At 67.1% G+C, this 24,389-nt stretch carries 24 protein-coding genes; 12 read left to right on the top strand and 12 right to left on the bottom strand.

From position 1 onward, the window contains the following. Window positions 1-190 precede the first annotated feature (190 nt). From ACRDTB_RS02915 to ACRDTB_RS02860, 12 genes are all read left to right on the top strand, one after another. Entirely contained in the window at window positions 191-931 is a 741-nt protein-coding gene (locus tag ACRDTB_RS02915; protein WP_431428319.1) for a FadR/GntR family transcriptional regulator, read from the top strand. Window positions 932-1,241: 310 nt separating this feature from the next. Next, complete coding sequence (locus ACRDTB_RS02910; RefSeq protein ID WP_431428318.1) at window positions 1,242-2,759, top strand: ABC transporter permease; 1,518 nt, start codon at window positions 1,242-1,244, stop codon at window positions 2,757-2,759. A 5-nt stretch (window positions 2,760-2,764) separates the two neighbouring features. Next, a complete protein-coding gene (locus ACRDTB_RS02905) occupies window positions 2,765-3,931 on the top strand; it encodes an ABC transporter ATP-binding protein (RefSeq protein ID WP_431428317.1) in 1,167 nt (388 codons plus the stop codon). A 62-nt stretch (window positions 3,932-3,993) separates the two neighbouring features. After that, window positions 3,994-5,055 (top strand): ABC transporter substrate-binding protein, encoded by a 1,062-nt coding sequence (locus tag ACRDTB_RS02900; RefSeq protein WP_431428316.1) that lies wholly within the window; start codon window positions 3,994-3,996, stop codon window positions 5,053-5,055. Beyond that, entirely contained in the window at window positions 5,048-5,845 is a 798-nt protein-coding gene (locus tag ACRDTB_RS02895; RefSeq protein ID WP_431428315.1) for an SDR family NAD(P)-dependent oxidoreductase, read from the top strand. Before ACRDTB_RS02900 ends, ACRDTB_RS02895 begins: the two co-directional genes overlap by 8 nt. Next, window positions 5,845-7,203, top strand: coding sequence for an MmgE/PrpD family protein (locus ACRDTB_RS02890; protein WP_431428314.1), 1,359 nt, complete (start codon window positions 5,845-5,847; stop codon window positions 7,201-7,203). Before ACRDTB_RS02895 ends, ACRDTB_RS02890 begins: the two co-directional genes overlap by 1 nt. After that, window positions 7,200-7,688, top strand: coding sequence for a MaoC family dehydratase (locus tag ACRDTB_RS02885; protein ID WP_431428313.1), 489 nt, complete (start codon window positions 7,200-7,202; stop codon window positions 7,686-7,688). The genes ACRDTB_RS02890 and ACRDTB_RS02885 overlap by 4 nt, the downstream gene beginning before the upstream one ends. Beyond that, on the top strand, window positions 7,682-8,848 hold the full coding sequence (locus ACRDTB_RS02880) for an acyl-CoA dehydrogenase family protein (protein ID WP_431428312.1): 1,167 nt from the start codon (window positions 7,682-7,684) through the stop codon (window positions 8,846-8,848). Before ACRDTB_RS02885 ends, ACRDTB_RS02880 begins: the two co-directional genes overlap by 7 nt. 1 nt (window position 8,849) lies before the next feature. Next, entirely contained in the window at window positions 8,850-9,359 is a 510-nt protein-coding gene (locus ACRDTB_RS02875) for a MaoC family dehydratase (protein ID WP_431428311.1), read from the top strand. A 14-nt stretch (window positions 9,360-9,373) separates the two neighbouring features. Further along, entirely contained in the window at window positions 9,374-10,579 is a 1,206-nt protein-coding gene (locus ACRDTB_RS02870; RefSeq protein ID WP_431428310.1) for a CaiB/BaiF CoA transferase family protein, read from the top strand. After that, on the top strand, window positions 10,580-11,962 hold the full coding sequence (locus ACRDTB_RS02865; RefSeq protein ID WP_431428309.1) for an MmgE/PrpD family protein: 1,383 nt from the start codon (window positions 10,580-10,582) through the stop codon (window positions 11,960-11,962). Then, window positions 11,959-12,813 carry an HpcH/HpaI aldolase/citrate lyase family protein gene (locus ACRDTB_RS02860; protein WP_431428308.1) on the top strand — a complete coding sequence of 285 codons (855 nt, stop codon included), beginning with the start codon at window positions 11,959-11,961 and terminating at the stop codon, window positions 12,811-12,813. The genes ACRDTB_RS02865 and ACRDTB_RS02860 overlap by 4 nt, the downstream gene beginning before the upstream one ends. A gap of 352 nt (window positions 12,814-13,165) precedes the next feature. Here the strand turns inward: ACRDTB_RS02860 and ACRDTB_RS02855 are convergent, their stop codons facing one another. From ACRDTB_RS02855 to ACRDTB_RS02800, 12 genes are all read right to left on the bottom strand, one after another. Further along, on the bottom strand, window positions 13,166-14,086 hold the full coding sequence (locus ACRDTB_RS02855) for an amidohydrolase family protein (RefSeq protein WP_431428307.1): 921 nt from the start codon (window positions 14,084-14,086) through the stop codon (window positions 13,166-13,168). After that, on the bottom strand, window positions 14,086-15,087 hold the full coding sequence (locus ACRDTB_RS02850; protein ID WP_431428306.1) for an isocitrate/isopropylmalate family dehydrogenase: 1,002 nt from the start codon (window positions 15,085-15,087) through the stop codon (window positions 14,086-14,088). Before ACRDTB_RS02850 ends, ACRDTB_RS02855 begins: the two co-directional genes overlap by 1 nt. Then, window positions 15,084-16,373, bottom strand: coding sequence for an acetyl-CoA hydrolase/transferase family protein (locus tag ACRDTB_RS02845; protein ID WP_431428305.1), 1,290 nt, complete (start codon window positions 16,371-16,373; stop codon window positions 15,084-15,086). The genes ACRDTB_RS02850 and ACRDTB_RS02845 overlap by 4 nt, the downstream gene beginning before the upstream one ends. A 45-nt stretch (window positions 16,374-16,418) precedes the next feature. Further along, the gene (locus ACRDTB_RS02840; RefSeq protein WP_431428304.1) at window positions 16,419-16,670 is read right to left on the bottom strand and encodes a hypothetical protein; all 252 of its coding nucleotides are present in this window, start codon (window positions 16,668-16,670) and stop codon (window positions 16,419-16,421) included. Beyond that, a complete protein-coding gene (locus tag ACRDTB_RS02835) occupies window positions 16,670-17,074 on the bottom strand; it encodes a cysteine hydrolase family protein (RefSeq protein WP_431428303.1) in 405 nt (134 codons plus the stop codon). The genes ACRDTB_RS02840 and ACRDTB_RS02835 overlap by 1 nt, the downstream gene beginning before the upstream one ends. After that, entirely contained in the window at window positions 17,037-18,290 is a 1,254-nt protein-coding gene (locus tag ACRDTB_RS02830) for a CaiB/BaiF CoA transferase family protein (RefSeq protein WP_431428302.1), read from the bottom strand. Before ACRDTB_RS02830 ends, ACRDTB_RS02835 begins: the two co-directional genes overlap by 38 nt. Next, window positions 18,280-19,464 (bottom strand): FAS1-like dehydratase domain-containing protein, encoded by a 1,185-nt coding sequence (locus ACRDTB_RS02825; protein ID WP_431428301.1) that lies wholly within the window; start codon window positions 19,462-19,464, stop codon window positions 18,280-18,282. The genes ACRDTB_RS02830 and ACRDTB_RS02825 overlap by 11 nt, the downstream gene beginning before the upstream one ends. Before the next feature lie 6 nt (window positions 19,465-19,470). Continuing rightward, window positions 19,471-20,958: a tripartite tricarboxylate transporter permease gene (locus tag ACRDTB_RS02820; protein ID WP_431428300.1), complete on the bottom strand. Its 1,488-nt coding sequence runs from the start codon at window positions 20,956-20,958 to the stop codon at window positions 19,471-19,473. Between the two features lie 63 nt (window positions 20,959-21,021). Continuing rightward, window positions 21,022-21,624, bottom strand: a complete 603-nt coding sequence (locus tag ACRDTB_RS02815) for a tripartite tricarboxylate transporter TctB family protein (protein WP_431428398.1) — start codon at window positions 21,622-21,624, stop codon at window positions 21,022-21,024. A 44-nt stretch (window positions 21,625-21,668) separates the two neighbouring features. Continuing rightward, complete coding sequence (locus ACRDTB_RS02810; RefSeq protein ID WP_431428299.1) at window positions 21,669-22,664, bottom strand: Bug family tripartite tricarboxylate transporter substrate binding protein; 996 nt, start codon at window positions 22,662-22,664, stop codon at window positions 21,669-21,671. Between the two features lie 43 nt (window positions 22,665-22,707). After that, window positions 22,708-23,787, bottom strand: coding sequence for a hypothetical protein (locus ACRDTB_RS02805; protein WP_431428298.1), 1,080 nt, complete (start codon window positions 23,785-23,787; stop codon window positions 22,708-22,710). A 47-nt stretch (window positions 23,788-23,834) separates the two neighbouring features. Next, a complete protein-coding gene (locus tag ACRDTB_RS02800) occupies window positions 23,835-24,377 on the bottom strand; it encodes a UGSC family (seleno)protein (protein ID WP_431428297.1) in 543 nt (180 codons plus the stop codon). Window positions 24,378-24,389: the final 12 nt, after the last annotated feature.

Genomic DNA, 24,389 nt, shown 5'->3' with positions numbered 1-24,389 from the left:
GGCGTTCCAGAACTGTAGATCGGTCACCCTCCTCAGTCAACGGGGTGCTGGCGGCGATCGCCGAAATTCACCCGGTCGTACCCCTGCGGCGGCTGCGGAGCGTCTGTCCAAAGTGGACGAACGGAAGCTTGTCGGGCTACGATCACGAAGCGCCCGTTCGCCCGCGGTCCAAACGGGCCGGCGATGTGCGATGCTGGGCGGCATCCGCGCACGACAGGGGCCAGGAACCATGCCGACGGTCAATGAGTCATCACGGATTGCCCGACTGCTTCGAGACTTGATCCTCAGCAAGGAGATCGGCGACGGCGGGAAGCTACCGCCGGAGGTGGCGCTGTCGTCGAGCTTCGGAGTCAGCCGCGCGACCGTTCGCGAAGCCCTGCGCATACTCGCCGCCGAAGGACTGATCGTTTCGAGGCGGGGCGTGGGCGGTGGCACCTACGTCGTGTTCCCCGATGTCGACTTCGTGAGCGATCAGGTCAAGAACAACATCGAGCTGCTCTCCTACGGTAGGACCGTCGACGTGTCCCACCTGCTGGAGAGCCGGATCCTGCTAGAGGTACCGGCTGCCGGCAAGGCCGCCGAACGGCGCTCCGACGCCGATGTCGCCGAGCTGTACTCGCTGCTGCTGGAGCCGGGCGAGGTGCCCAACACCGAGATCTGGGCCGCCAACAAGGCGTTCCACCGCAAGATCCTCCAGGCGACCGGCAATCCCATCCTCGAACTGCTCGCTTCCCCCCTTCACCTGGTGGTGCACGAGCGGTTCGCCCGCGGAAAGGTGGACGATGCCTTCTGGCGCAAGATCACGGCCGAGCATCGCGGCATCACGCAGGCGATCGAGCGGCGCGACGCCGAGGAATGCGGTGCACTCATGCTCCGTCACCTTGAGCGACTGACCACCCTGTACATGGAGATCGACAGCCGCGAGGGTTGACCTCGTCTTGACAGAGACGATTCCCTGTCCCATAGTCTGACCTTGGAACGCAGAGCAGCGTGAGGATCGATTATGGACGGCCAAAAGTATGTCCGGGACTGACCTGTCCCGGACTCTCATCGACCCGGAGACGACCGTGACGGCTCCGTCTCGCGCAGACACCTCCGCTCGCATTCGGGCTATTGTCCGCGGTCCGGCAGCGCGTGTAATTGTTTTTGGGAGCACGGTCGCTCTGCTCGCGCTGGTCCTCTATCCCATCGTGATACTGCTTTACCGGAGTTTCGCGGATTTCACACACAGCTCGACCGCCGTGCTCGGCGTCTACGGGTTGTCCCGGATCGTGGTCAACACGGTCGCCCTGGCCCTCGGGTCGGTCGTGCTCGCCTTGCTGGCGGGCCTCGGCCTGGCGGTGGCGGTCGCCGAGCTGCCCAACCGGTGGCAGCCGCGCACGGTACTGGTGGCGGTGTTTCCCATGCTGCTGCCACCGATGGCCGGCATCACCGGCTGGGCGTTCGTCTTCGCGCCCACGGTCGGCTACGGCAACCAGGTGCTTCGCGCGCTCACCGGCAGTGAAGCGTCCAGCGGACCGCTGAACATCTACACCGTGCCGGCCATCACGCTGGTTACCGCCCTGTACCTGACGCCGTACGCGTTCATCTTCCTCTTCCCGGCGGTGCGTGGTATCGACCCGCGGCTGTTGGACGCCGCGCGGGTACACGGCTCGGCCGGCTTCGTCACCCACCTGAGGGTGACCGTGCCGCTGATCCGGCCGGCGCTCACCTTTGCCACGGCGATCCTGCTGCTGCTCGGCCTCGGGCAGTTCGCCGCGCCGCTGCTGCTCGGTCGCGCCGAGGGGATCGACGTGCTCACCACCAGCATGTTCCGGTTCGCGGTGGTCTTCCCGGTCGACCGCAACGCGGCCGCACTGCTGTCACTGCCGCTGGTGCTGGCCGCCCTCGCTCTGGTCCTCGCCCACTCCCGGCTGCTCGCGCAGCGCACGAAGTACCAGACCGTCGCCTCGGTTCGGACGCCGCGGGCGAGTACCCGCCGTTGGCCGGCGATCGTGGTGTTCGGCTATGGCGTCATCGCGGTGGTGCCACCGGTCGCCGCTCTCGTGCTGGTGTCGCTGCAGCCGTTCTGGTCGGGCCGGATCTCGCTCGCCGACGTGACCTTCCGCCACTTCGAGGAGTTGTGGAGCAACCCGACCAACCGCGCGGCGGTGTGGAACACGATCGAGTTCTCCGTACTCGGCACGGTTGTCGGCGTGGTGCTGTCGGCATGGCTCGGCCTGGTCATCGTGCGTGGCCGAGGGGTCGTGAAGCGACTCGCCGATCTCGTGGTCAACCTGCCGCTCGCGGTGCCCGGCGTCGTGCTCGGCATGGGTGTGTTGCTCGCCTACGGGCTCGGGCCGCTCGGCCTGTACGGCTCGCGGGTGGTGTTCGTCCTGGCCTTCGCGGTGATCTTCCTGCCGCTCGGGGTGCGCATGGTCGCCGCGTCGCTCATGCAGGTGGGCCCTCAGTACGAGGCAGCGGCCCGTACCTGTGGTGCGGGCCCGCTGCGAGCCGCCGGGCGCATCCTCCTGCCGTTGGTCCGGCCTGGGATCGCGGGTGCGGCGATGCTGTTGTTCGTCATGATGAGTCACGAGTTCGCGGCGGCGCAGTTGCTCGCGACGTCGGGTACCCAGGTGATGTCCACCCAGCTGTGGGGCCTGTGGGAGAACGGGTCCTACCCGGCGGTGGCCGCGGTCAGCCTCGTGATGACCGCCATCTCGTTCGCGGGGGCGCTACTGCTGGCTCGGCTGGGCGCCATCGACGCCCTGGGAAGGTGAACGGCGTGCTTCGAGGTGCCCAACACACCCGTGAGGAGACCGGGGCCGCCGCCGCTTCGGACGCCCTCCGAACAGGCGACCTGCTGATCGACCGGCTGACCGTGGAGTATTCCAAGGGATCGCGGGACGGCCACGCCGTCGTCGCCGTTGACGAGGTCGACCTGACCGTGCCCGCCGGCAAGATCCTCGCCCTGCTCGGGCCAAGCGGCTGCGGGAAGACCTCGCTGCTCAACGCCGTGGCCGGGCTGCTCCGGCCCGCGGGCGGGACGATCACCGTCGGTGCTACCCCGTTCTTCGACGCCGGACGCCGGATCCTGCTGCCGCCCGAGCGGCGTGAGCTCGGCATGGTGTTCCAGAGCTATTCGCTGTGGCCACACCTGTCCGTGTCCGAGAACGTGGCCTACCCGCTGCGCCGGCGCACCAGGCTCGGCCGCGACGAGATCGCCGCACGGGTGGCCGGCGCACTCGAGCTGGTGCGCTGCGCCGGCCTCGGCGACCGGTTGCCCGGCCAGCTCAGCGGTGGTCAGCAGCAGCGGATAGCCCTGGCCAGGGCGTTGGTCTCTCGGCCACCGCTGGTGCTGTTCGACGAACCGCTGAGCAACCTCGATGCGCGGCTGCGGGCCGAGTTGCGGGTGGACGTACGCCGGCTGCACGGCGACATCGAGTTCACCGGCCTCTACGTCACTCACGACCAGACCGAGGCGTTCGCCGTCGGCGACATCGTCGCGGTCATGCGCGACGGCAGGGTCGCCCAGTTCGGCGAACCGAGCGAGGTCTTCCGCTCACCCAGGTCCAGTTGGGTCGCCGGTTTCCTCGGCGCTCATCTGGTCCCCGGCCGGCTCGGCCCCGGAGGTGTCGTGCGAACCGCGTTCGGGACCTTCGAGCCGACGCCACGGCCGCACCAACCGGACGGCGAGGTGACGGTCGCGTTCTACCCCGGTTCGGTCGCACTGCACCCAGAGCCGGACGGTCCGGCCAGGCTCCTGCTCGCCAGGGAGCTGGGGCACGGCACCGAGATCACCCTGCAGAGCTGTGACGGGACGGACGAGCGGCTGATCGTCGCACTCGCCGATCCCATCTCGAAATTGGGCACGGAAATTGGACAACGAGTCCGACTCGTGCTCCCAGGCAACGAAGTAAAGGTCTTTCGCGAAGATCCGGACGATCATTAGAACGCTATCAATTCTGGCCCTGCGTCCTCTTTACTGACAAACGAAGCCACGAGAGGTTCGTCATGCTATTTGAGCTGCGCTCCGGGCTGCGGAAGAGAACTGCTTTCGCCGCCGCCCTGCTCGTTCTCGCGTCGCTTAGCGCGTGCGGAGACGACGAGGCCCAGGCGGGCGGCGAGGTCGCCACCGGCGGGTGGGACAGTGTCGTCGCGGCCGCCGAGAAGGAGGGTTCCGTCGTCTTCTACGGCGGTAAGGGCGAAGAGGTGCTGCGGCGGGTCGCGGACGCGTTCGAGAAGAAGTACCCGAACATCCAGGCCGAGTTCGTCAGGCTCACGAGCGGTGAGCTCGCCGAGCGCGTGGACGAGGAACGCACGGCCGGCAACCTGGGCGCGGACGTGGTCTGGAACGCCGAGATCCGCTGGCAGGAAAAGCACATCGAGGCCGGCGACGTGATCAAGCCGGACGGGCCGTCCACCGATGGCTGGAATCAGGAGGACTACGCGAGCGGGCGGGTCCGGCTGTCCACCGACCCGATCGGGATCATGTACAACACCGAGCGGGTCAGCAAGCCTCCGACCGACTGGCCCGACCTGATCGACGACGCGTACCGGGGCGCGATCGTCTCCATCGACACGGTCGCCACGCCGACCCTCGCGTTCTACGACTTCCTCGAGACCAAGTTCGGTCGCGAGTACCTGGAGGATCTGGGCGAGCTCGGCGTGGTGCTGCAGCCGAGCTCGGCACCGAGCGCGCAGAGCGTGGCCTCGGGCGAGTCCGCGATCTGCCCGTATGGCTACTCGTGGCTGGCCGTGCCGCTCGCCGAGCAGGGCGCGCCGGTCGAGATCGTGTACCCGTCGTCTGGCACGGTCACGTTCGATCAGAGCGCGGTGGTATTCAACGACGCACCACATCCGAACGCGGCCCGAGTACTGCTCGACTACATGATGAGCGAAGAAGGCCAGCTGGTGATCAATGGAGACAAGCAGGGCTTCAGCGTCGTGCCCGGCCTCGACACCGGCCTGGACATCGCACCCGAGCTGCTGAACGTGCCGGACTGGGAACGTTACGACGATCCCGCGGTGCGGCAGCGGATCGAAGCCACAGTGGACGAGCTGCTCCGTGGTTGAGACGGGCGGAGCGGCAATCGTCACCGGCGCGTCCGGCGGTATCGGCAGAGCGATCGCGGTCCGGCTCGCCGCGGACGGCTATGCGGTCATCTGCGGCTACCGTACGTCGGCGGCATCGGCGGAGGCGACCGTCGCCGAGATCGCCAGCTTCGGCGGCAGGGCGGTGACACAGTGCGTGGACGTCACCAGCGAGTCGGACGTGGCCCGGCTGGTGTCCGCGGCCGTCGACCGCTTCGGGCGGCTCGACACGCTGGTGAACTCGGCCGGGGTCAACCGGATGGCCGGCGGTGCGGAGCTGTCCTTCGACGAATGGCGTTCGATCCTTGACGTCAACCTGGACGGCCCCTTCCTGTGCGCGCGGCATGCGGTGCCGGCGATGCGGGCCGGTGGGGGTGGTGTGATCGTGAATATCGGTTCGGTCGCCTCGCGCCTGGCGCCTGTGGGTGCCAGCGCGTACGCAGCGGCGAAGGCGGGCCTGCTCGCGTTCGGACGGACACTCGCCGGCGAGGTCGCCGGCTTCGGCATCCGCGTGGTCACCTGTACGCCCGGCATGGTCGAGACCGAGATGACACGACGGACGTTCAGCGCCGACCGCGGCGGGCGGCTCGGCCGGATCGCCTTGGGCAGGTTCGGCCGGCCGGAGGAGATCGCCGCGGCGGTCTCGTTCCTCGCCTCACCGGCGGCGAGCTACGTCACCGGAACGGAGTTCGAGGTGACCGGCGGGCTCTACGCCGTACAGGACGTGGCGGTGCCCGCGCGGGTGCCGGCCGAGCAAGGAGGACAACAGTGATGACCACCACGGCTGTCGGCGCTGTCGCGGACTTCGCTCTATCTACTGTGGACATCAGTGGGGTCGTGCACGAATACGAGCGCTGCATCCTCAACGCCTTCGGAGCCGCCGGCAACGCGGCCCGCACCGAACCGATCGACGCGTTGCGCCGAGTCGCCGGGCCGGGGCCCTGCACGGCGATCTTCTCCGACCGCGGGCACCCGGTGGAGGAGACGGCACTGATCAACGCCGCCACCATTCACCTGCTGGACTTCGACGACACCTACGTCCGGGCGCTGTGTCACGCGACGTCGCCGGTGCTCGGGGCAGTGCTCGCGGCCGCGCAGGCCGCTCCCGGACCGGTTTCCGGGCGTGAGTTCCTGGAGGCGTTCGCGGTCGGGTTCGAGGTCGAGGTGGCGTTGGCGGACATCTTGTGGGAGCCGGTGTACGACCGCGGCTTCCACGTCACGCCGTTCGTCGGTGCACCCGGCGTGGCCGCCGCGATCTCGCGTCTGTGGCGGCTCACACCGGCACAGGCCCGGCACGCGATCGGGATATCCGTGACTGGTGCGGTGTCCTATATGGAGAACTTCGGGTCACACGTAAAGGCCTACGGCATCGGCAACTCGACGCGCAGCGGTATCCGCGCCGTGCAGTTGGCCATGGCGGGCTTCACGAGCATGGAGTCCGCGTTGGATGGTCCAAGCGGGATGTTGAGGGCCCTCGCCACCGACCCCGCTCGAATAGACCTCGGCCCGCTGGCCGAGCTCGGCCGCAACTGGCGGGTGCGCGACTCCATGTTGCTCAAGTACTACAGCACCGGGACGATCATGCAGGCCGCGCTGCAGGCCGCTCTCGCCGAGCGGCCGAAGGCCAACGGCACGGACGTAGCCGCCATCCGCGTCCGCGGGTTCCGCGGGATCCGCCAGGTCTGCGTGCCCGAGCGGCCACCGGCCAGCTCCCTCGAGGCGAAGTTCGACTTTCCCTACTGCGTGGCGGCCGCGTGGGTGGACGGTCAGTTCCTCGAGCATCAGATGAGTGCCGATCGATACCTGGACCAGGAAGTGCTGCGCGTGCGCTCACTGGTCGACGTCGTCACCGGCGACGAACTCGGCCCGCTGGACTGTGACATGGAGATCGAGCTCGTCGACGGCCGGACACTGTCCTCGAGCGTGCGCCAGGCCAAGGGTTCCCCGCAGGCGCCACTGACCGACAGCGAACTGGAGGACAAGCTGCGGTTGTCCACGTCGGACCTACCGGTGGACCCGAAACGGATCGCCGACGAGGCATGGCGGTTGGAGTCCGCGCCGAGCCTCGAGCCGCTCCAGTCGAGCCTCACCCCGAGCCCCGCACACGCTGGGGCACGGTCGGGCCGATGACCACGACGCGCCGGGAGCGTGGCTTCCTGTTCGAGGACTTCGAGATCGACAGGACGTTCGACCATCACTGGGGCCGAACATTCACGGCCGCGGAGAGCATGGTGTTCGCCACCTCGACGATGCACTACAACCCGCTTTACTTCGACGACGAGTACGCGCGCTCGGTCGGGTTCACGCGGGCGCCGGTCATCCCTTTCCTCGTGTTCGCCACCGTACTCGGCCTGAGCGTGGAGGACCTGTCCGAAGCCGGCGGACCGTTCCTCGGACTCGAGGATCTCCGTTACGGCCAGACCGTCTATCCGGGAGACACCGTCCGCGCCAGTTCTGTCGTGGTCGCGGCACGTCCATCCGCGTCCCGTCCGGGCTGGGGGATCGTGGAGTGGGAGACCACCGGTACCAACCAGCGCGAGGAGATGGTCATCCGGTACCGCCGCACGAACCTGTCACGGCGGCGCGCACAAGCCGAGGAGGAGCCGAGATGTTGACTGCCGCGCAGCAGGAACTTCGTGATGCGACAAGGGAGTTCACCGAACGGGAGGTGGTCCCGATCGCGGCCGTGATGGACCGCGAGGATGGGCAGATTCCAGCTGAGCTGCTGGAGAAGATGGCTCGGATCGGCTACTTCGGGGTCAACATCTCCGAGGAGTACAGCGGGCTCGGACTGGACACGGTCAGCCTCTGCGTGATCACCGAGGAGCTGTGCCGGGGGAGTCTCTCGGTGGGCAGCGTGATCCACCGCAACGCGACCTGCGGCAAGATCCTCGAGCTCGCCGGCACCGAGACGCAACGGCAGCGCTGGCTCGCCGACATCGCCACCGGCCGGATCCAGACGGCCTCTGCCGGCACCGAGCCGCAGGCCGGCTCCGATGCGGGCAACATCCAGACCAGGGCGCGCCGCAACGGTGACAACTACGTGATCACGGGTGCGAAGCAGTGGTGCACGTTCGCCAACCGGGCGGACGCGTTGTTCACCTACGCACGCACCAGCGACGCGAGCAAGCATGGCGGCATCAGCCTGTTCGTGGTGGAGAAGAAACCCGGCGACGACTTCGCTCCGCCGGAGTTGACCGGCACCAGGATACCCACGGTCGGCTACCACGGCATGTACTCCTACAGCCTGCACTTCGACGGCCTGGAAGTATCGGCGGACAACCTCGTCGGGGGAGTAGAGGGACAGGGCTTCCGGCAGTTGATGGGTGGGTACGAGGTGGCCCGGACGACATTCGCCGCCCGGTGCGTCGGCGTCGCACAGGCGGCCTATGAGGCCGCGCTGCGCTACGCCACCGACCGAGTGCAGTTCGGCAAGCCAATCAAGGAGTTCCAGGCGGTGCGGTTCCGGCTCGCGGACATGGCGACCCAGATCCGCGCGGCGCGGGCGCTGACCCTCGACGCGGCCAGGATGGTCGACGGGGCACACCGGGCCGACGTGCAGGCCGGCATGGCCAAGCTGTTCGCCTCGGAAATGGCCCAGCAGGTGTGCTGGTCGGCGCTTTATATCCACGGCGGCAACGGATACGCGGTCGACTCGGACGTCAACCGGTACTGGCGGGACGCCGCGCTGCTGCCGATCGGCGAGGGCACCAGTGACATTCAGCGTGAGGTCATCGCACGCGGCATCGTCGACCGACGCGTGGAGTGGAGCTGACGTGGGCTATACCTCAACCGGTAGCTACTTCGAGGAGTTCGCGGCCGGCGACACGTTTGAGCACGCGAGGGGCCGGACGGTGACCCAGGCCGACAACCTGGCGGCCACCCACGGCACGCTCAACACCGCGCAGGCACATTTCGATCTCCGCTACAGCACCAGCATGATGGACGGAGCGTTCGCCGAGCGGTTGGTCATGGGCGGTCTCACGCTGGCGATCGTCGTCGGCCTCACCTCGGCGGATCTGAGCGAGAACGCACTGGGCGACCTGGGGCTCACCGGTGTCCGGTTCCCCAACCCCGTCTACCCCGGCGACACGCTCTGCGCGCGCAGTGAGGTGCTCGCCGTGGCGGACGTGCCCGAACGGTCCGACGCCGGCTCGGTCCAGTACCGGTTCACCGGTTCGAAGGACGACGGCTCGACGGTCGTCGAGGGTGTGCGCACGATCTTGGTGAAGCGGCGGATGGTCTACGGCGAGCGGGACGGCAACGCGGCCGTGCGGGAGGTCTGAGGGTGTCCGGAGGCATGGAGCACATCACCGTCGTCGACCTCACTCAGGGGGTGTCCGGCCCGTTCGCGACCAGGTTGCTCGCACAGATGGGGGCGCGGGTGATCAAGGTGGAGCGGCCGGGGCAGGGCGACTTGATCCGGTCCTGGGACAACTACGTGAACGGCATGTGTTCAGGACACGCGTGGGTCAACCCGGGCAAGGAGAGTCTCGCCGTCGATCTGTCCACTCCGGAGGGTCGGGAGGTGCTGCTTCGCCTGGTGGCTCGGGCGGACGTGCTCGTGGAGAACTTCGTACCGGGCACGCTCGAGAAGTGGGGGCTGGCACCGGATCTGCTCCGCGAGCACAGCCCAGACCTGATCTGTTGCCGCATCTCCGGGTTCGGTCAGACCGGTCCCTACCGGGATCACCCAGCGTTGGACCTGATCATGCAGGGCGAGGCTGGGCTCATCTCGACCAATGGTGCGCCCGATGCGCCGGCGAAGATCTCGCTGTCGGTGGCGGATATCTCCGGCGCGATGTACTCCGTGATCGCCGTCCTGCAGGCGCTCCTGCACCGGCAGCGGGGCGGGCCGGGACAAGTCATCGACCTCGCCCTGTTCGACACGATCATGACCTGGAGCGGCTACTTCCCCTACATGTGGTGGTACGGGAGACGTACGCCCGGCCGGGTAGGGCTGCACCACCACACGATGGCGCCGTACGGGCCGTACCGGGCGGGCGACGGGAAGATCGTGATCGTCGCGGGCGGAGCCGGCAACTACGAACAGTGGCGGCGACTGTGCGAGTGCCTGGAATGCCCCGAGATCGTCGACGACCCACGATTCATCGACAACGCCGGCCGCATCGCCAACCGGGAGGAGTTGAACCGCTGTATCGAGGAGGCGTTGGCCAGGCGCGGCCGCGACGAGTGGCTGACCCGGCTACTGGCGGCGGGAATTCCGGCAGGTGCATTGAACGAGTTCGACGAAGCGCTGACCCATCCCCGCATCGCGCATCGCGGCCTGGTCACCGAGGTGCCCAGCGCGGTAGGACCGATCAAGGTCATGGACTACCCGCCGCAGATGTCCTCGTTGCGGGCCGTCAACGACCTCGGTCCGCCGCTGCTCGGCGAGCACACCCGCGCCATCCTCGCCGAGCTCGATCTGGCTGGTGAGACCGACGAACTCGCCCGGCGCGCGATCGTGCAGCTCGGTGAGCCGCGCGATGAGCAGGTGAGCTGAGTGGGCACGCCCGTCGAGGTGACCCGGCGGTTGGCCGAGTTCGCCGCCGGCATCCGGTCGACTGATCTGCCCGCCGAGGCCGTCGGCCTGCTGAAGATGTGCTGGCTGGACTTCGTCGGCCTGACCGCATACGCGAGCCGGCACGCGGACTCCGGCCCGGCCGTGCTGGCCGCGGTTCGGGCATTGGGCAGTTCGTGCGGGGGCCCGGGCACGGTGGTCGGGTCCGCCGAGACCTTCGCACCGGCGCACGCGGCCCTGCTCAACGGAACGAACGCGCACAGCTTCGACTTCGACGACACCAACGCCTATGGGACCCTGCACCCGGGCGCGCCGGTGATCGCGGCAGGGTTGGCGGCGGCCGAGTCAGTCGGCGCATCCGGCCGGGAGCTGCTCGTAGGTCTGGCCGCCGGCTACGAGGTGGCGGCACGGGTTGGCGCCGCGCTCGGCGAAACCGCCTACGACCGTGGGTTCCACCCCACAGGCGTCGCGGGGATCTTCGGTGCTGTCGCGGCGGGCGCCCGCGTGCTCGGGTTGTCGGAGCGGGAGCTGCTGTCCGCATGGGGCGCGGCTGGCTCCTTCGCATCGGGCTCGATGCAGTACCTGGCCGACGGCGCGTGGAACAAGCGCGTGCATCCGGGTTGGGCGGCGCATGCCGCGCTGTTCGCCGTACTGCTTGCGAAGTCGGGCTTCCACGGCGCGGATCTGCCGCTGGAGGGCCGTTACGGGGTGCTCAACGCCTATGGCGACGCGCCCAGGCCGGAGTTGGCGACCGCCGAGCTCGGCGAGCGCTGGGTGCTGCTGCTGACGGCGATCAAGCCGTACCCGTCGTGCCGGTACACCCACGCCGCCGTCGACGCGGCGCTCATGCTTCGGAAACGAGTGGGCGCCGCGTTCCGCGCGGGTGGCACGGTGTCACTGCGACTCTCGCCGTACGCACACCAGATCGTCGGCGAGCGCGTCGGACCCAAGCTGCGGCCGCGCAATCTTGTGGACGCGCAGTTCAGTGTGTACTTCCAGGTGGTGGCCGCGCTGCTGGACGGTCGCGTCGGCCTTGACGCCTACGCCCACATTCGTGACGGCGAACGGGAGGACCTGACGGCCCGGGTGTTCGCCGAACCCGATCCGGAGCTACCGGCCCTCGCGGCGGTGGCCACCTACCGGTCGCCGCTCGGCGAGGAAACCACCGTGCGGGTTGACGCGCCGGTCGGCGAACCGCCCGAGGGAATGCCGTGGGGCGCGATCGAGGACAAGTTTCACTCGCTCGCGCGAAGCTGCTTCGCCGAGGACGTGCGGACTCGCATCGTCACGTCCGCGCACGAGCTCGAGGGCGTCGTGGACCTCCGCCCCGTGTTGGCCGACCTGCGAACGGTGGTGGCGCGGTGACCCGCGGTCTGGCTCGATCGGTGTTGATCACCCCCGCGACCTCGGAGCGCATGCTGGAGCGCGCTGCGGGGTCGGCCGCGGACATCGTCGTGATCGACCTGGAGGACTCGGTCACCGCGTCGGACAAGGCAGCCGCGCGGGGCCGTGCCGTGGCGGCGGTGCGAGGGCTGGACTGGGGCGGGTCCTCCGTAGCCTGTCGGATCAACGCTCTCGACGGGCGCTGGGGTGCGGCGGATCTCGACGCCTTGCTCGGTGAGTGCGCTGACCTGCTCGACTCGGTCGTCGTGCCGAAGGTCCGCCTGCCGGAGGACCTCGCGCCGGTGCGCGGCGTGCACGCGAGCGTGATGGTCGAGGATGCCCGCGCCTACGCGTTCCTACGGGAGATCTGCGCAGTCGATGGCGTGAGGTCACTGATCTTCGGGCACGGCGACTTCGCGGCTTCGCTCGGCGTCGCGTCTGCCGTCTTGACGCCCGGTGCGGCGCCGGACCCGGCCGGACCCTTCCCTTCCGTTCGGGCCCACTTCGCGGTGATGGTGAAGGCCTTCGGCCATGTCGCGGTGGACACGCCGTACCCCGATTTCCACGATCCGGACGGATTCCGCGCGGAGGCACGTTGGGCGAAGTCAGCGGGGTTCGACGGCAAGCTGTGCATCCATCCCGATCAGGTGCCACTCGCGAACGACGTATTCGGGCCGACCGGTACGGAACTCGCCGCCGCCGCGGAGATGATCCAGGCGTTCGAAGTCCAGGAAGCCTCGGTGTTCGCCTGGCGGGGGCGCATGGTCGACGAGGTGGCGCTGCGGGTCGCGCGGGACACCTGGGAGCGGGGGAGGCAGGCCGGTCTGGTGTGATCCGGTCAGCCGGGCTACTCCTCGGCGGGGACCCGGAGCCGGGGAAGCGCGCACTTTCCATGAGGCAACGAACCCACCTACACGAGAATCCCGGGGCCAACGGCTACCGGTCTCCGGGCTGCGGTTCCCGGGCACCGAGGCCGGGCTCCGGCCGGAGGATGGCGCATCACCGCCACTCGCACAGGGGCGACGGGTCCTTGCGGCGGGCATGGATCAGCAGTGTGTCGACGACTGGGTCGCGTCCGCCCGCGCGGCTGCCCCGGGGAGTCAGTGAGGTATTTCGACGCAGCGCTGCGGGAACACGATCCTGGCGCGTACATCACCTACCGTCGGCTCACCAGGCCCGGCGTTTTCACGTGCTGTCATCGGTAGTTGCGGGCGCAGGTGGTCGTATTTGTTGTTCCGGTGGCATACGGCGAGTTGGAGTCGAGCGACGTGGCCGCAGCCTCCGATGAGGCGTTTGCCGAGGCGGCCAGTCCAGCCACTCCGAGATCCCACGGCCCATGACCCAGTCGATGTCGTCGCCCCACACTGGACGGAGGTCTTCGGTCATCTGCCGGACCGAGGTGCTGTAGTCGCAGGGCAGCCGCGTCAGGTCGGATCCCCAGAATATCCGTCGTACTCCGAAGGCGTCGCGGAGCGCGCGGACACTGTTCGCCAGAAGGGAGGCCGGGTAGTCGGTCGTGAAATGGCGGGGGAGCGCGGAGAGCTTGACCGCTAGGTTCGGGTACTGGGCCATCCGGCACAGCCGGGTGATCCAGGTGGCAGCCGCCTGGTTCCGTGCCCCGGTCGGCAGGTTCGCATGATCGAGGATGAGTCGCAGCGCCGGTTGCTGGGCGAGAAGCGCTTCGATTGCGTGCATGCCTTGCGGTGCGTACATCATTACCGGTATGTCGGCGCGGTCTGCGAGCTGCCATAGCCAGTCGAGGGTACCGTCCGCCAAGGTTCGTAGTCGGTTCTCGGTGTGCAGTGCTACCCGGACTCCTCGGAAGGACTCGTGACGCCACCTGGTCAGCACGTGCTCTCGGTCAGCCGGTTCGAACGGGGACAGTCTTGCGATGAATGCCAGCCGGTGCGGCACCTTTGACACGGCGGAGAGCAGGATCTCGTTGTCGTCGGCGCTCCACGTGGGCAGTAGGGCCATGGCGCGGTCGACTCCCGCACCGTTCATCGCCGACAGAAGCCGGGACGGGGTGAGGGGCGTGGTCTGATGTGGTCGCGCGCCGGGCGTGACCCGCCACCAGACGTGGACTTGGGAGTCTGTAACGATCATCAGCGCATGGCAGCCAGGACGGCTGCCATCACTTCGTTTGTGGTGGCGTGGCCTCCCTGGTCCACTGGCAGCGTCCGGCCCTCCCGCATGACGTCGGCGACGGCGGTACGCACCTGTTTGGCTGCCCGGTCCAACCCGATGTGCTCGAGGAGGAGGACTCCCGAGAGCAGGAACCCGATGGGGTTGGCGCGTTGCAGCCCTGCGTACTTCGGCGCGTTCCCGTGGCCTGGCTCGAACACCGTCGTGCGTTCTCCGTCGGTGTTGAATCCCGGCATCATGCCGACGCCGCCGGTGATGCCCGAGCACAGGCCGGCGAGCACACCGCCGTAGGAGCTCGGGCAGAGCAGGATCTGGTACGCCAGCGGGTCGAGTGCGAGGTGCATGGTGAGTACATCCATCGCCTCGCCGGCGATCTTAAGGTCGGGAAACTCCTCGGCCACATCCATCGCGGCGGCGAGGAACAAGCCGTCGGTCGCTCTGTTGGTCGGGGCCTGGTTGGCGACCGTCACCCGGTTCAGGCCATGGTGGAGTGCGTAAGAGTAGGCGTAGCGAGCCACCCGTTCGGCCCCGCGTCGGGTGATGAACTTCAGTTTGACGCCGGCATCGGGACCTATCGGCTGCTCCGCGCCTCTGGTGTCCTCGGTGACGTCCCTGATGATGACGATCTCGGTGCCGGGGAACCGTGTTCGGGCACCATCGAAGCTCGATGCCACGCGTACGTTGCACCACAGGCCAAGTTCCGCTCGTAGCCGGGAGTTGGGGCTGGTGTAGCCGGTCATCGGCACGCCCATCGGGCCCTTGACGCACAGTCCGTGGTGGCGTACCGACTCGACCACGTCGTTCGGCAGTGCGACACCACGGCGTTCGTACGCGGACTCGCCGGCTTCTACCTCGTCCCATTCGAGATCGGGAGCGGCTGCGTGCAGCACCGGCATGCTGGCGGAGACGATCTCCGGACCGATGCCGTCGCCTGGGATGAGCGTTACGCGGCGAGATGTCATTGCGATTGCTCCTTGTCGACCCGGTCACGATGATCTGGATGACATATGGACAGCAGCGCTTGTGCGCGTTCCTGCGCGGTGTGTCCGCGAAGTTCTGCTACGCCGTACTCGGTCACGACGTAGTCGACCAGTGTCGCCGGGAGCGTGGCGACCGGGTCGTCCGTGAGTCGGGCGACGATCCTGGAGTAGCGCCCGCCGCCGGCGGTCGACGGTAGGGCGACGATGGACCTGCCGCCTGGTGACAGTGCGGCGCCGATGGCGAAGTCGAGCGAGCCTCCCGTGCCGGCGACCTGACGGCCGCGCAGCGACTCGGCGTTTACCTGGCCACGTAGGTCCACTTGCAGGGCTGAGTTCAGTGCGGTGAAGCGCGGGAGCTTGGCGAGGACGGTCGGGTCATGGGTGTAGGTCGCCGACCGCATCTCGACCGCCGGGCAGGACTCCGCGAACGCGAACAGGTCCGCGGTGCCGATGACCTGATTGGCGATCATGAGGCCGCGGTCTACCGGCTTCCTCGCGCCGGTGATCGCCCCCGCGTGGTAGAGCCACATCATGCCGTCGGTCAGGAGGCCGGAGTGGATGCCGAGATCGCGGTGCGTCTTCAGGGCCCGCAAGGTCGCGTCCGGTACGCCCCCGATGCCGACTTCGAGCGTCGCCCCGTCCGGTACCAGCTCGGCGATGAACGCGCCGATTCGTTCTGCCACCTCGTCTACTGCCGGCGGGGTCGCCGGTGTCGGCGGCTGCGCGACCTCGACGATCCGATCCAGCTGGGTGACGTGTATGCGTGGCACGCCGCGGATCTTCGGCATGCTGGAGTTGACCTGGGCGACGACGGTGCGGGCCCGAAGCGCGGCGATCGCGGTGAAGTCGACCGAGGTGCCGAACGAGCAGTATCCGTCCTCGTCTGGGGTCGAGACGTTGACCAGTGCCACGTCCGGCGTGATGACGCCGTCTTCCAACCAGCGGCACGCGCGGTACACCGAGCACGGCAGGTAGTCCGCGTGACCGTTGGCTACCTGCGCTACGGCTTGGCCGGCTGGGGCGTAGGTGATCAGCCGGAAGCCGCCCGAGCCGATCGGGTCAGCGAGAATCTCGCGAGTTCCACGCACTGCCTGAAACCCGCGGCACCCAGCGAGTCTTGACTCGGTCACCAATGCGTCGATCAGCTCCTGCGGTTCCCCGCCGTAGGAAGTGAATACGAGCAGGCTTCCCGGCTCCACCACCTGGATCGCGGCCCGTGCGTCCACGCAACGATCTCGGTACACGGCCCGCCAGCTTGGTTCGCTCACAATGCTCCTACCTTGGCTCCCATCGCGGCGCGACGGCATGTCGCGCTACTCATTCGGATACCGCAATGACACGTGTCGGACCGTCGCCGGGAGCCGGTCCTTGATCATCTCGAGCATGATCGCCTTCGGCACGAGGCAGTCGGCGCAGGCGTCCGGGCCGGCGACGATGCTGACCGCCACGTTCCCCGCGGCCACGGTCTCGATCGCCATCTCGTATCCATCGGCGGCGAGCACCCGTGTCACGTCCGCAATCGCCCGCGAGACGTCTCCCGCCATCTTCCGGTTCGCGTCTTCCATCAGACCGCCAGTTCCGCCACGTCGATGACGTTCGCCAGCCGAGGTAGCACTTTCTCGAGAGTGAATGTGTGAATCTCCGGGTCGGGCGCGGCGCAGCAGTCCTTGAGCACCGTGACGGCCAGGTCGCGGTCCACCGCCGGTCGCACCGTCGATTCGACGCCCAGGTCGGTGCGCACCCCACCGATGATCAACTCCCGCACGCCGAAACCGCGCAGAAACAGGCAGGCGGCGGGCGACCGCAGGCGGCTGGTGGAAGGTGAGCATGGCAGGTACCGTCTGGGGCCCTCAGCACGTCGTTCTGCATGTCGATGACAACCAGAGCCGAGCGTGAGTCGTTGTCTCGCATGCCGATACCGCCCTTGCCGCTCACATTTCCGTGCCTCTCTCGTCCAGAGAGGTGGCACCGGACGCGACGAGCTTGGAGATGTCGTCGCGGTCGTAGCCGAGGAGGCTGGTGAGGATCTCCACCGTGTGCTCGCCCAGGGTTGGCGCCGGCCGCAGCGGCGGACGTCGGTGGCCGGGGTACTTGATCGGCCGTCCAGTGATCTGCAGGCGACCCGCTTTCGGATGCTCGACCTCCTCGATCATCTGTCGGGCGAGCGCGTGTGGGTGACTGGCGACTTCCCCGACGGAGAGGATGGGCGCGTTGGGGATGTCCTCGCGATCGAGGATCTCGCACCATTCCGCCCGGGACTTGGTGCGAAACGCGTTCGCCAAGATCGCGCTGAGCTCACCCTTGTGCTCCACCCGGAGGTCATTGGTCGCGAACCGCTCGTCGCGAGCCAGCTCCGCGACGCCGAGGGCATTGCACAGTCGCCGCCAGAAGGAAGTCTGGAAGGCCGCGACGACGATGAAGCCGTCATTGGCTCGGAATCCGCCGTACGGATAGATGCTGGGGTTCCCCGAGCCCGCCTTGGGCGGCTCTTTCTCAGTGAGCAGGTAGTCGGTGTAGTAGTAGTGCATCACGCTCATCATCGAGTCGTACAGGCTGATGTCTATCGGACCGCCGACACCGGTGACGGATCTCCTGTGCAGTGCGGCGAGCACCGCGATGGCGCCGAACATGCCACCCGCGATGTCGCCCATCGGAGCGCCGAGCCGGACTGGAGGTCCGTCTACTTCCCCGGTGACCGCCATGGCACCAGTCATGGCCTGGGTTACGACATCGAACGACGGGCGGTCACGCAGGGGCCCGGTACCTCCGAACCCGGAGATCGAGCAGACGATCAGGCCCGGCATGTCCGCCTCCAGCTGGTCGTAACTGAGGCGGAGGCGACGCAGAACGCCTGGCCGGAAGTTCTCGACGAGCACGTCGCACCGCGCGGCCAGTTCGCGGGCGACACGCAGGCCATCCTCGTTCTTCAGGTCGAGCACGATGCTTCGCTTGTTCCGGTTGGCGGTCATGAAGTGCGTGCTCTCCCCGCCCACCTTCGGCCCGCTGTACCGCGATTCGTCACCCTTGCCCGGACGCTCGACCTTCAGTACCTCCGCTCCGAGATCCGCGAGCACCTGCGTGCTGAACGGGCCGGCCAGCACCCGAGTCAGGTCCAGTACCCGTACTCCGTCGAGCGGCCCGCGGCTGTGGTCTTCTCCTCGGTTCTCGTAACTGTCAGTCGGCACGCCGAATCACCCCTTCACGTTCCATGGACAGGTCCTCGTCTTTCCCGGTCGTGGCCGAGGGAAGCGCGATTGTGGCGGTGGCGGTGGCCGTGGCTTCGCCCCGCTGGTCCACCGCGCGCAGGTCGCATTCCACGGTGTGGGTACCGTCGTCGATACCCTTCGCCGTGACGACTCCGGACAGGGTTGTCAGATCGCCTTCCAGGTTGAACCGCCGTACCTCGACGCGAAGGCGCTGAAGCCAGCCGTCATCTCCGCACCAGTACGTCGCCAACGTGCAGAACCAGCCAATTCGTTCCGGCCCGAGGTCATATGCTGCCGGCACGCCGATGGAACGGGCGAACTCGCTGTCCCAGTGGCCTCTCGACGGGCCCTCCGGAATGCCTTGGCCATTCAGCACGCCGGCTCGTGGATGACGCCGTAGAAAATCGAACCAGTATCCGTGCGATTTCAGGAACTGCCCGCCGTAGGCCCGCAGGAAACCGATCGACGTGGTGGCGGTCCACGGCCCGCGGATGAGCGGACCGATGGTGTCGCCGACCCGTACGTCCTCCCAGTAACGCGGGGTCGATCCCCGTATCAGAGTTGGCTCCTGGGCGTACTGGTCCGAGATTCGCTCGATCTCCTCGGGGGGGTATGTCGCGGGTGTCAGTGTGCTGGTCGAGCCGTTCGTGGAGCTCCGTTGTCGCTCCATCCGAAGACCCCATGGCCAGGTGCGTGCGACGACTTCCTGGTGCTGGTTGACGAATTCCACCTCGGAGACCTGTTTTATCATCCGGCCGCCAGATCGCCGTCTCAGTTCCACTACGTCACTCAATGACATCGTCACGGAGATCGAGTCATTGCGCCGGACCGGTAGGTACCATTCGTGATCGGCGCCCGCGAAGAACGAGTGGACACCGGGCAGTCCGCTCCGGTCGCCGATCGCCTGCAGGCTGAAGCCGTACAGCATGCTCGGCTGGGCGATGATCCCGCCATAACGCGTGGCCGAGCTGTACTCCTCGTCAGTCCACAGTGGATTAAGGTCGCCTATCGCCCGAGCCCAGATGCGAATCGCGTCCTTCGTTGCCTCCTCGAGTGTCGGCTCCTCCCGGGTCCGCCGCACGGCTCCGATCCGCTCCCGTAGGCGTGTGACGGCTTCATCGGTTATGCGGACCGCCGTGTCGTTCTTCTGCACCGAAGGTCACTCCCCTTGGTTCATAGTCGTACTGCTCGCAACGTTCGATGCTTTTCTGGGCCGCCGACGAAATCGGCGGGGCAGCCAGGACTGCCAGACCAGCAAGACGACGGCAAGGATCAGTAGTGTCAGAGTCACCGGGCGGGTGAGGAAATCCTGCAGGCTGCCACCACTGGTCAACAACCCTCGCCGGAACGACGACTCGAGCAGGCTGCCCAGGATGAAACCTATCGCCGTCGCCGCGACCGGAATCCTGTACACGCGCAGGAAGTAGCCGAGCACGCCGAAAGCCATCGCCGTGTACACGTCGAACCACGACCCACGCACCGTGTACCCGCCGAGCAGAATGAGCAAGACGCTTGTCACCGCGACCACCGGTGGCCAGACCAGCTCGATCCGTTTGGACAGGCTGCACGCCAGGTACCCGATGGGAAGTAGCGCGACACCCGCCAGCAGCAGTCCGGCAGCGGTGATTCCGACCAACTCGGGGCGGTTCGCATACAACAGCGGGCCTGGCTGGACCCCCTGCACCACCAGGGCGCCTAGCAGGACCGCCATCGACGCGGACCCCGGGATGCCAAGGCCGAGCGTGGGTACCAGGTCGCCGCCGAAGCAGCTGTTGTCCGCTGTGTTCTGAGCGAACAGGGCTTCCTTCGAACCCTTCCCGAACAGCTCCGGCCGTTTCGCCACCAGCCGTGACTGCTGGTACACGATGAAGCAGGCGGCCGTGGCGCCAACGCCAGGGATGATGCCGAAGACGAATGCGATCGCGGCACCGAGCAGCCCGATCGTGGCGTAGGCGCGAAGTTCAGAGAAGGGGACGGAGATTCGCCCGAACCGGGGCCAGGACTCTCCACCGGTGCTCGCCGAGCCGCTCGCGAACGTTCCCTGGTCGATCTTGTGCAGCAGCTCCCCCAGCCCGAGCAGCCCGACGATCACCGGGACGACCTGGAAGCCCCCGAACAGATCGTTGACACCGAACGTGAACCGCGGTACCGACGAGATCGGATCGGCGCCGATCGTCGCGGTGATCGCCCCGAGCAAGACCGCGCCGATTCCTTTCAGCACATCGCCCTCCGCGAGTCCGGCGACGGAAAGCAGGCCGAACACGGTGATCGCGAAGATTTCCGGCGGCAGTACCGACTTGGCGACGAAGGTGAGCGGCAGAATGGTCAGCGTGAACATCAGCGCGCCGAAGATCTGCCCGAACACCGCTCCGATCAGGTTCAGGTACAGGGCGGCACCGCCCTCCCCGCGGCGAGTCAGCGCGTGTCCCTCGATCGCCGTAATGGCGGCCGGCGGTGTGCCCGGCACTCCGATGAGCGTGGCGGTGAGGCCGTCGCCCAGGTGCGCCCCGGCAGCCGTCGCCACGATGAGCACGATGCCGTGGCCAGGGTCCATCGCGAAGGTGAAGGGAATGACGAGCGTGATCCCGATGAGGGTGGACACGCCGGGTAGCGCTCCGACGATGATGCCCCACACCACGCCGATCACGAGCAGCCCGAGAACCGAGGGCGTCAGGACCTCGCGAACACCGTCCAGCAGAAGTTCCACGAGCTACCTCCACTGGCTTACAAAGTATGGCCACAACGGAATGTCGTACCCGAGGAAGAGGACGAAGACGGCATAGCAGATCGCACTACACAACAGGCTGAACACGACGAACCGCAACCACTGGTTCGATCTCGCTGTCGCCCGGGTGAGGGCGAGCAGGAACAGTGGTGCCGTTACGAGATATCCGAGGTAGGGCAACAGCAGCACGAAAGGAATCGCGGTCGCCACTGAGTACCACCGACCACGCGCGACCGTGCCGATGGGCGCGGTGTCAGCCGTCTCGCTCTCGCCCGTTTCGGCCGTGCCGATCTTTTCGGTGTCGCGTACCTGGGCGGCACCTTTTCGCCGTCGACGCCCGTATGCGGCGAAACCGCGTCCGAGAACGGCGATGCCGACGGCGGCGAGCAGGATGCCGAGAGCTCTTGGCATGGTCGCCGGCCCAACCGCCCCTGTGCCGGACAGCATTCCCGTGTCGCGTATCGTCTGCGCCCCAACGAAGAGTGACACACCGACGATGACAAAGAACGTGCCAGGAACCAGGTCGATGGACGCCCCTCGGGTCGCCTGCTCGTCACGAGCGCCGGGTGGCCGTGGCTCGTCCGGCATGCGCACCGGTCGCAATCTGCTCGTCATGTCTGGGCACCGAGGAGCTAGGCCAGGCCAAGATCTTTGGCGAACTGCTGCGCTTGCTCGTAGATGTCCGTCATGTCCTCCTGCGTCTGCTCGGCGTCGACGTAGCCCGCATGCCACTGCAGCTTGCCTTCGAAGAGGTCGTTGAACGCCTTGTTGTCGACACCCTGATGGACGAGATCGCTCAGCACCGAGATGCGGTTGTCGGGCACCTTGCTCGACGCCACGACCATGAACATGTTCTCGATCTCGATCTCGTACCCAAGCTCGGTGAGCGTCGGGACGTCCTCGGCGAGCGGACTGCGTTCGGCACTTGTGGAGGCGAGCACGCGGGCGTCGTTCGACTCGATGTACTGGGTGAGTCCGGACAGCGACCCGATGGCGATGTCGGCGCCGCCGCCGAGCAGCGTCAGCATTGACGAACCCGCATCCGGATGTGGAATAACGGTGAACGGTGCCGCCGTCGCGCCGACGGCATCACCGAGCCGTGCGATCGTCAGGTGGTGGATGGAGCCGACGGACGCCGGCAACGCGACCCTGATCTTCGCCGGGTCTTTCCGTGCAGCGGCCGCGAAGTCGTCCACGGACCGCCACGGTGAATCGGATGGCACGGCGAGCGCGAGCGGGCTGCTGCCCAGAGCTGCGACGCCGCGGAACTGATCGAACGCGAACGGCGCCTCGCCGACGGCCGTCGCCACGACTGTTGCGTTCGTGATGATCGCCAGCCGGTGCCCCGAGTCGGCCTCCGGCTCGGCCAGCATCCTTCCGACCGCGTCATTGGTGCCGGCTCCCTGTACGGCGTTGACGCGCACATCGACCGGCGAGATGGGCCGTATTCCGGACTCGGCCAGGGAGCGCCCAACGATCTCGGCGGTCCCGCCGGGATTGGGAAGCGTGAAAACGATCGGTTCGGTCGGAAAGTCGGCCGACTGCTGGTCGGAGCCTGGGCCGGTCGCTCCGCAACCTGCCAGGACAAGTGTTGTGATGGCAAGCAGGATGCTTGGTCTGCGTCTCATGGTGTACCTCTACGGCGTTGTAGGTGAGCTCGACTAAGGGGAGTCAGGGTTTGATCAGCCGGGTAACGGCACGTGTGGCGCCGTAGGTGGGAATGAACGCTGAGTGCCGTCCGGGGCCTCCGGACACCACCAGCATGATGTCCTCCCATTTCTCGGCAATCGGCATTGTCGCGTCCTCTCCGCCACCGTCCAGGTAGGACATCGCCGCCTCGCGTCGAAATCCGGTCCAACGGCCGACATGGTGGCGTTCGACGAGTGATCGTGAGAACCTCGAGAGCCTGATTCCGCTCAGCTCGAACAGTGCCCTCTTGGCATCATCCTTTGTGTAGCCGTCGTTGGCGATCGTCGCGGCATGCTCCGGCGAGAGCATGACCAGGGGCTCGGCGTCGTAGTAGACGTTGTTCGACCCGGTGGTGGCCATCGCCCCGGCAATCGTCGTCAGCATGCCTATGGCATCCGTCGACCCGTGGTCATTGATGTTGTGCGGAGCCTCGGCGCCGACGATGGTGACCGTGCTCTCCGAGTCCGCGAATCCCCGCTCCGCCCGCAGGCTTGGCCATGGGCTTTCTTCTTCGTTCTCCCCGGCGCAGTAGCTGTACTTCGCCGGCGACCCATGCGTCGCCTTGTCCGAATCGCCCGGTCGACAGTTCCCCGCGTTCATCAGGACGAGTCGCAGTGCTCTGCCGATGCACGCGTTCGCCCGCGTGCCCTGCCCGAGGACGTTGTAGCCGCTGTTGATCCCGACCTGTTGCCGAACGGGGCCGTTCACGATGATCAGCGGGGATACGGGATGGGTGGTGGTCTGGATTCCCGCGATGTTGAGCTCGGGCGCCATGGTGGCCTCGACGGCGGCGAGGACGACAGGGAGGTGCCCGGGTTTGCAGCCCGCCATGACGGCGTTCACCGCGACCTTTTCGACGGTCAGCAGGCCCATCGCGGGCGGCACGAGCCCGAGAACTTCGGCCGGTTGCCGCGATGTCCCGGACAGCATCGCGGCCACCCGGTCATAGGTGGGCGCGACGACCGGTAGTCCGTCCGTCCATCCGTTCGTTTCCGCGAAATCCAGGAATTCCTCGTCCTCGACGAGGATCCGCGTCGATTCCAATGAACGCGTGGTAGGCATGAGTCTCCCGTTCTCTGAACCTCGGTGTTCTCGACGGCCCGGTCGCGTCAGCTGGGACTGCTGGCGAGCAGGAGATTGGCGACTTCGGGGATGATCTTTCTGGCAAGGTCCACGACATCGGATGCTTCCGGAACGTCGAACGGGTGCGGGACCTCGATCATTGAGATGCTCGGCAGACCGTTGGCCAATGCCTCGGCGGTGGCCAGGTTCACGAAGACCTGGCTGGCGATGAGTACGGTAGGAATGCCGACTTCCTCCAAGGCGAGCATGTCCCGGACGAGCCAGGACGTGCACGAGCCGCAGTCAGCTACCGCCAGGATCACGGCATCGCATTTCTGCTCGAAGTGCCGAAGGTCGTCGGCACTGATCCGTACCGGTGCTTGTGGCTTCCGTACTCGCAGCGCCTCGGTCATTTCATACTGCTCGCCAAGTTGGCTGGACAGTTCGTCGAACAGCACCGGGACGTTCGGCTTGTTGTTGTTCACAAAACCTAGACTGCGTCCATTCAGCTTCGCGAGTCTGGGAGCTGGTGTAATCGCCAATGCCGACCTCGGCGGCACAGTCGGGTCGAGGACCTCAATGCTTACCATTTTTCTTCCTTT

This window comes from Actinophytocola sp., from assembly GCF_050699935.1.
GTDB lineage: Bacteria > Actinomycetota > Actinomycetes > Mycobacteriales > Pseudonocardiaceae > Actinophytocola.
This window is presented reverse-complemented; position numbering and strand designations above follow the sequence as displayed.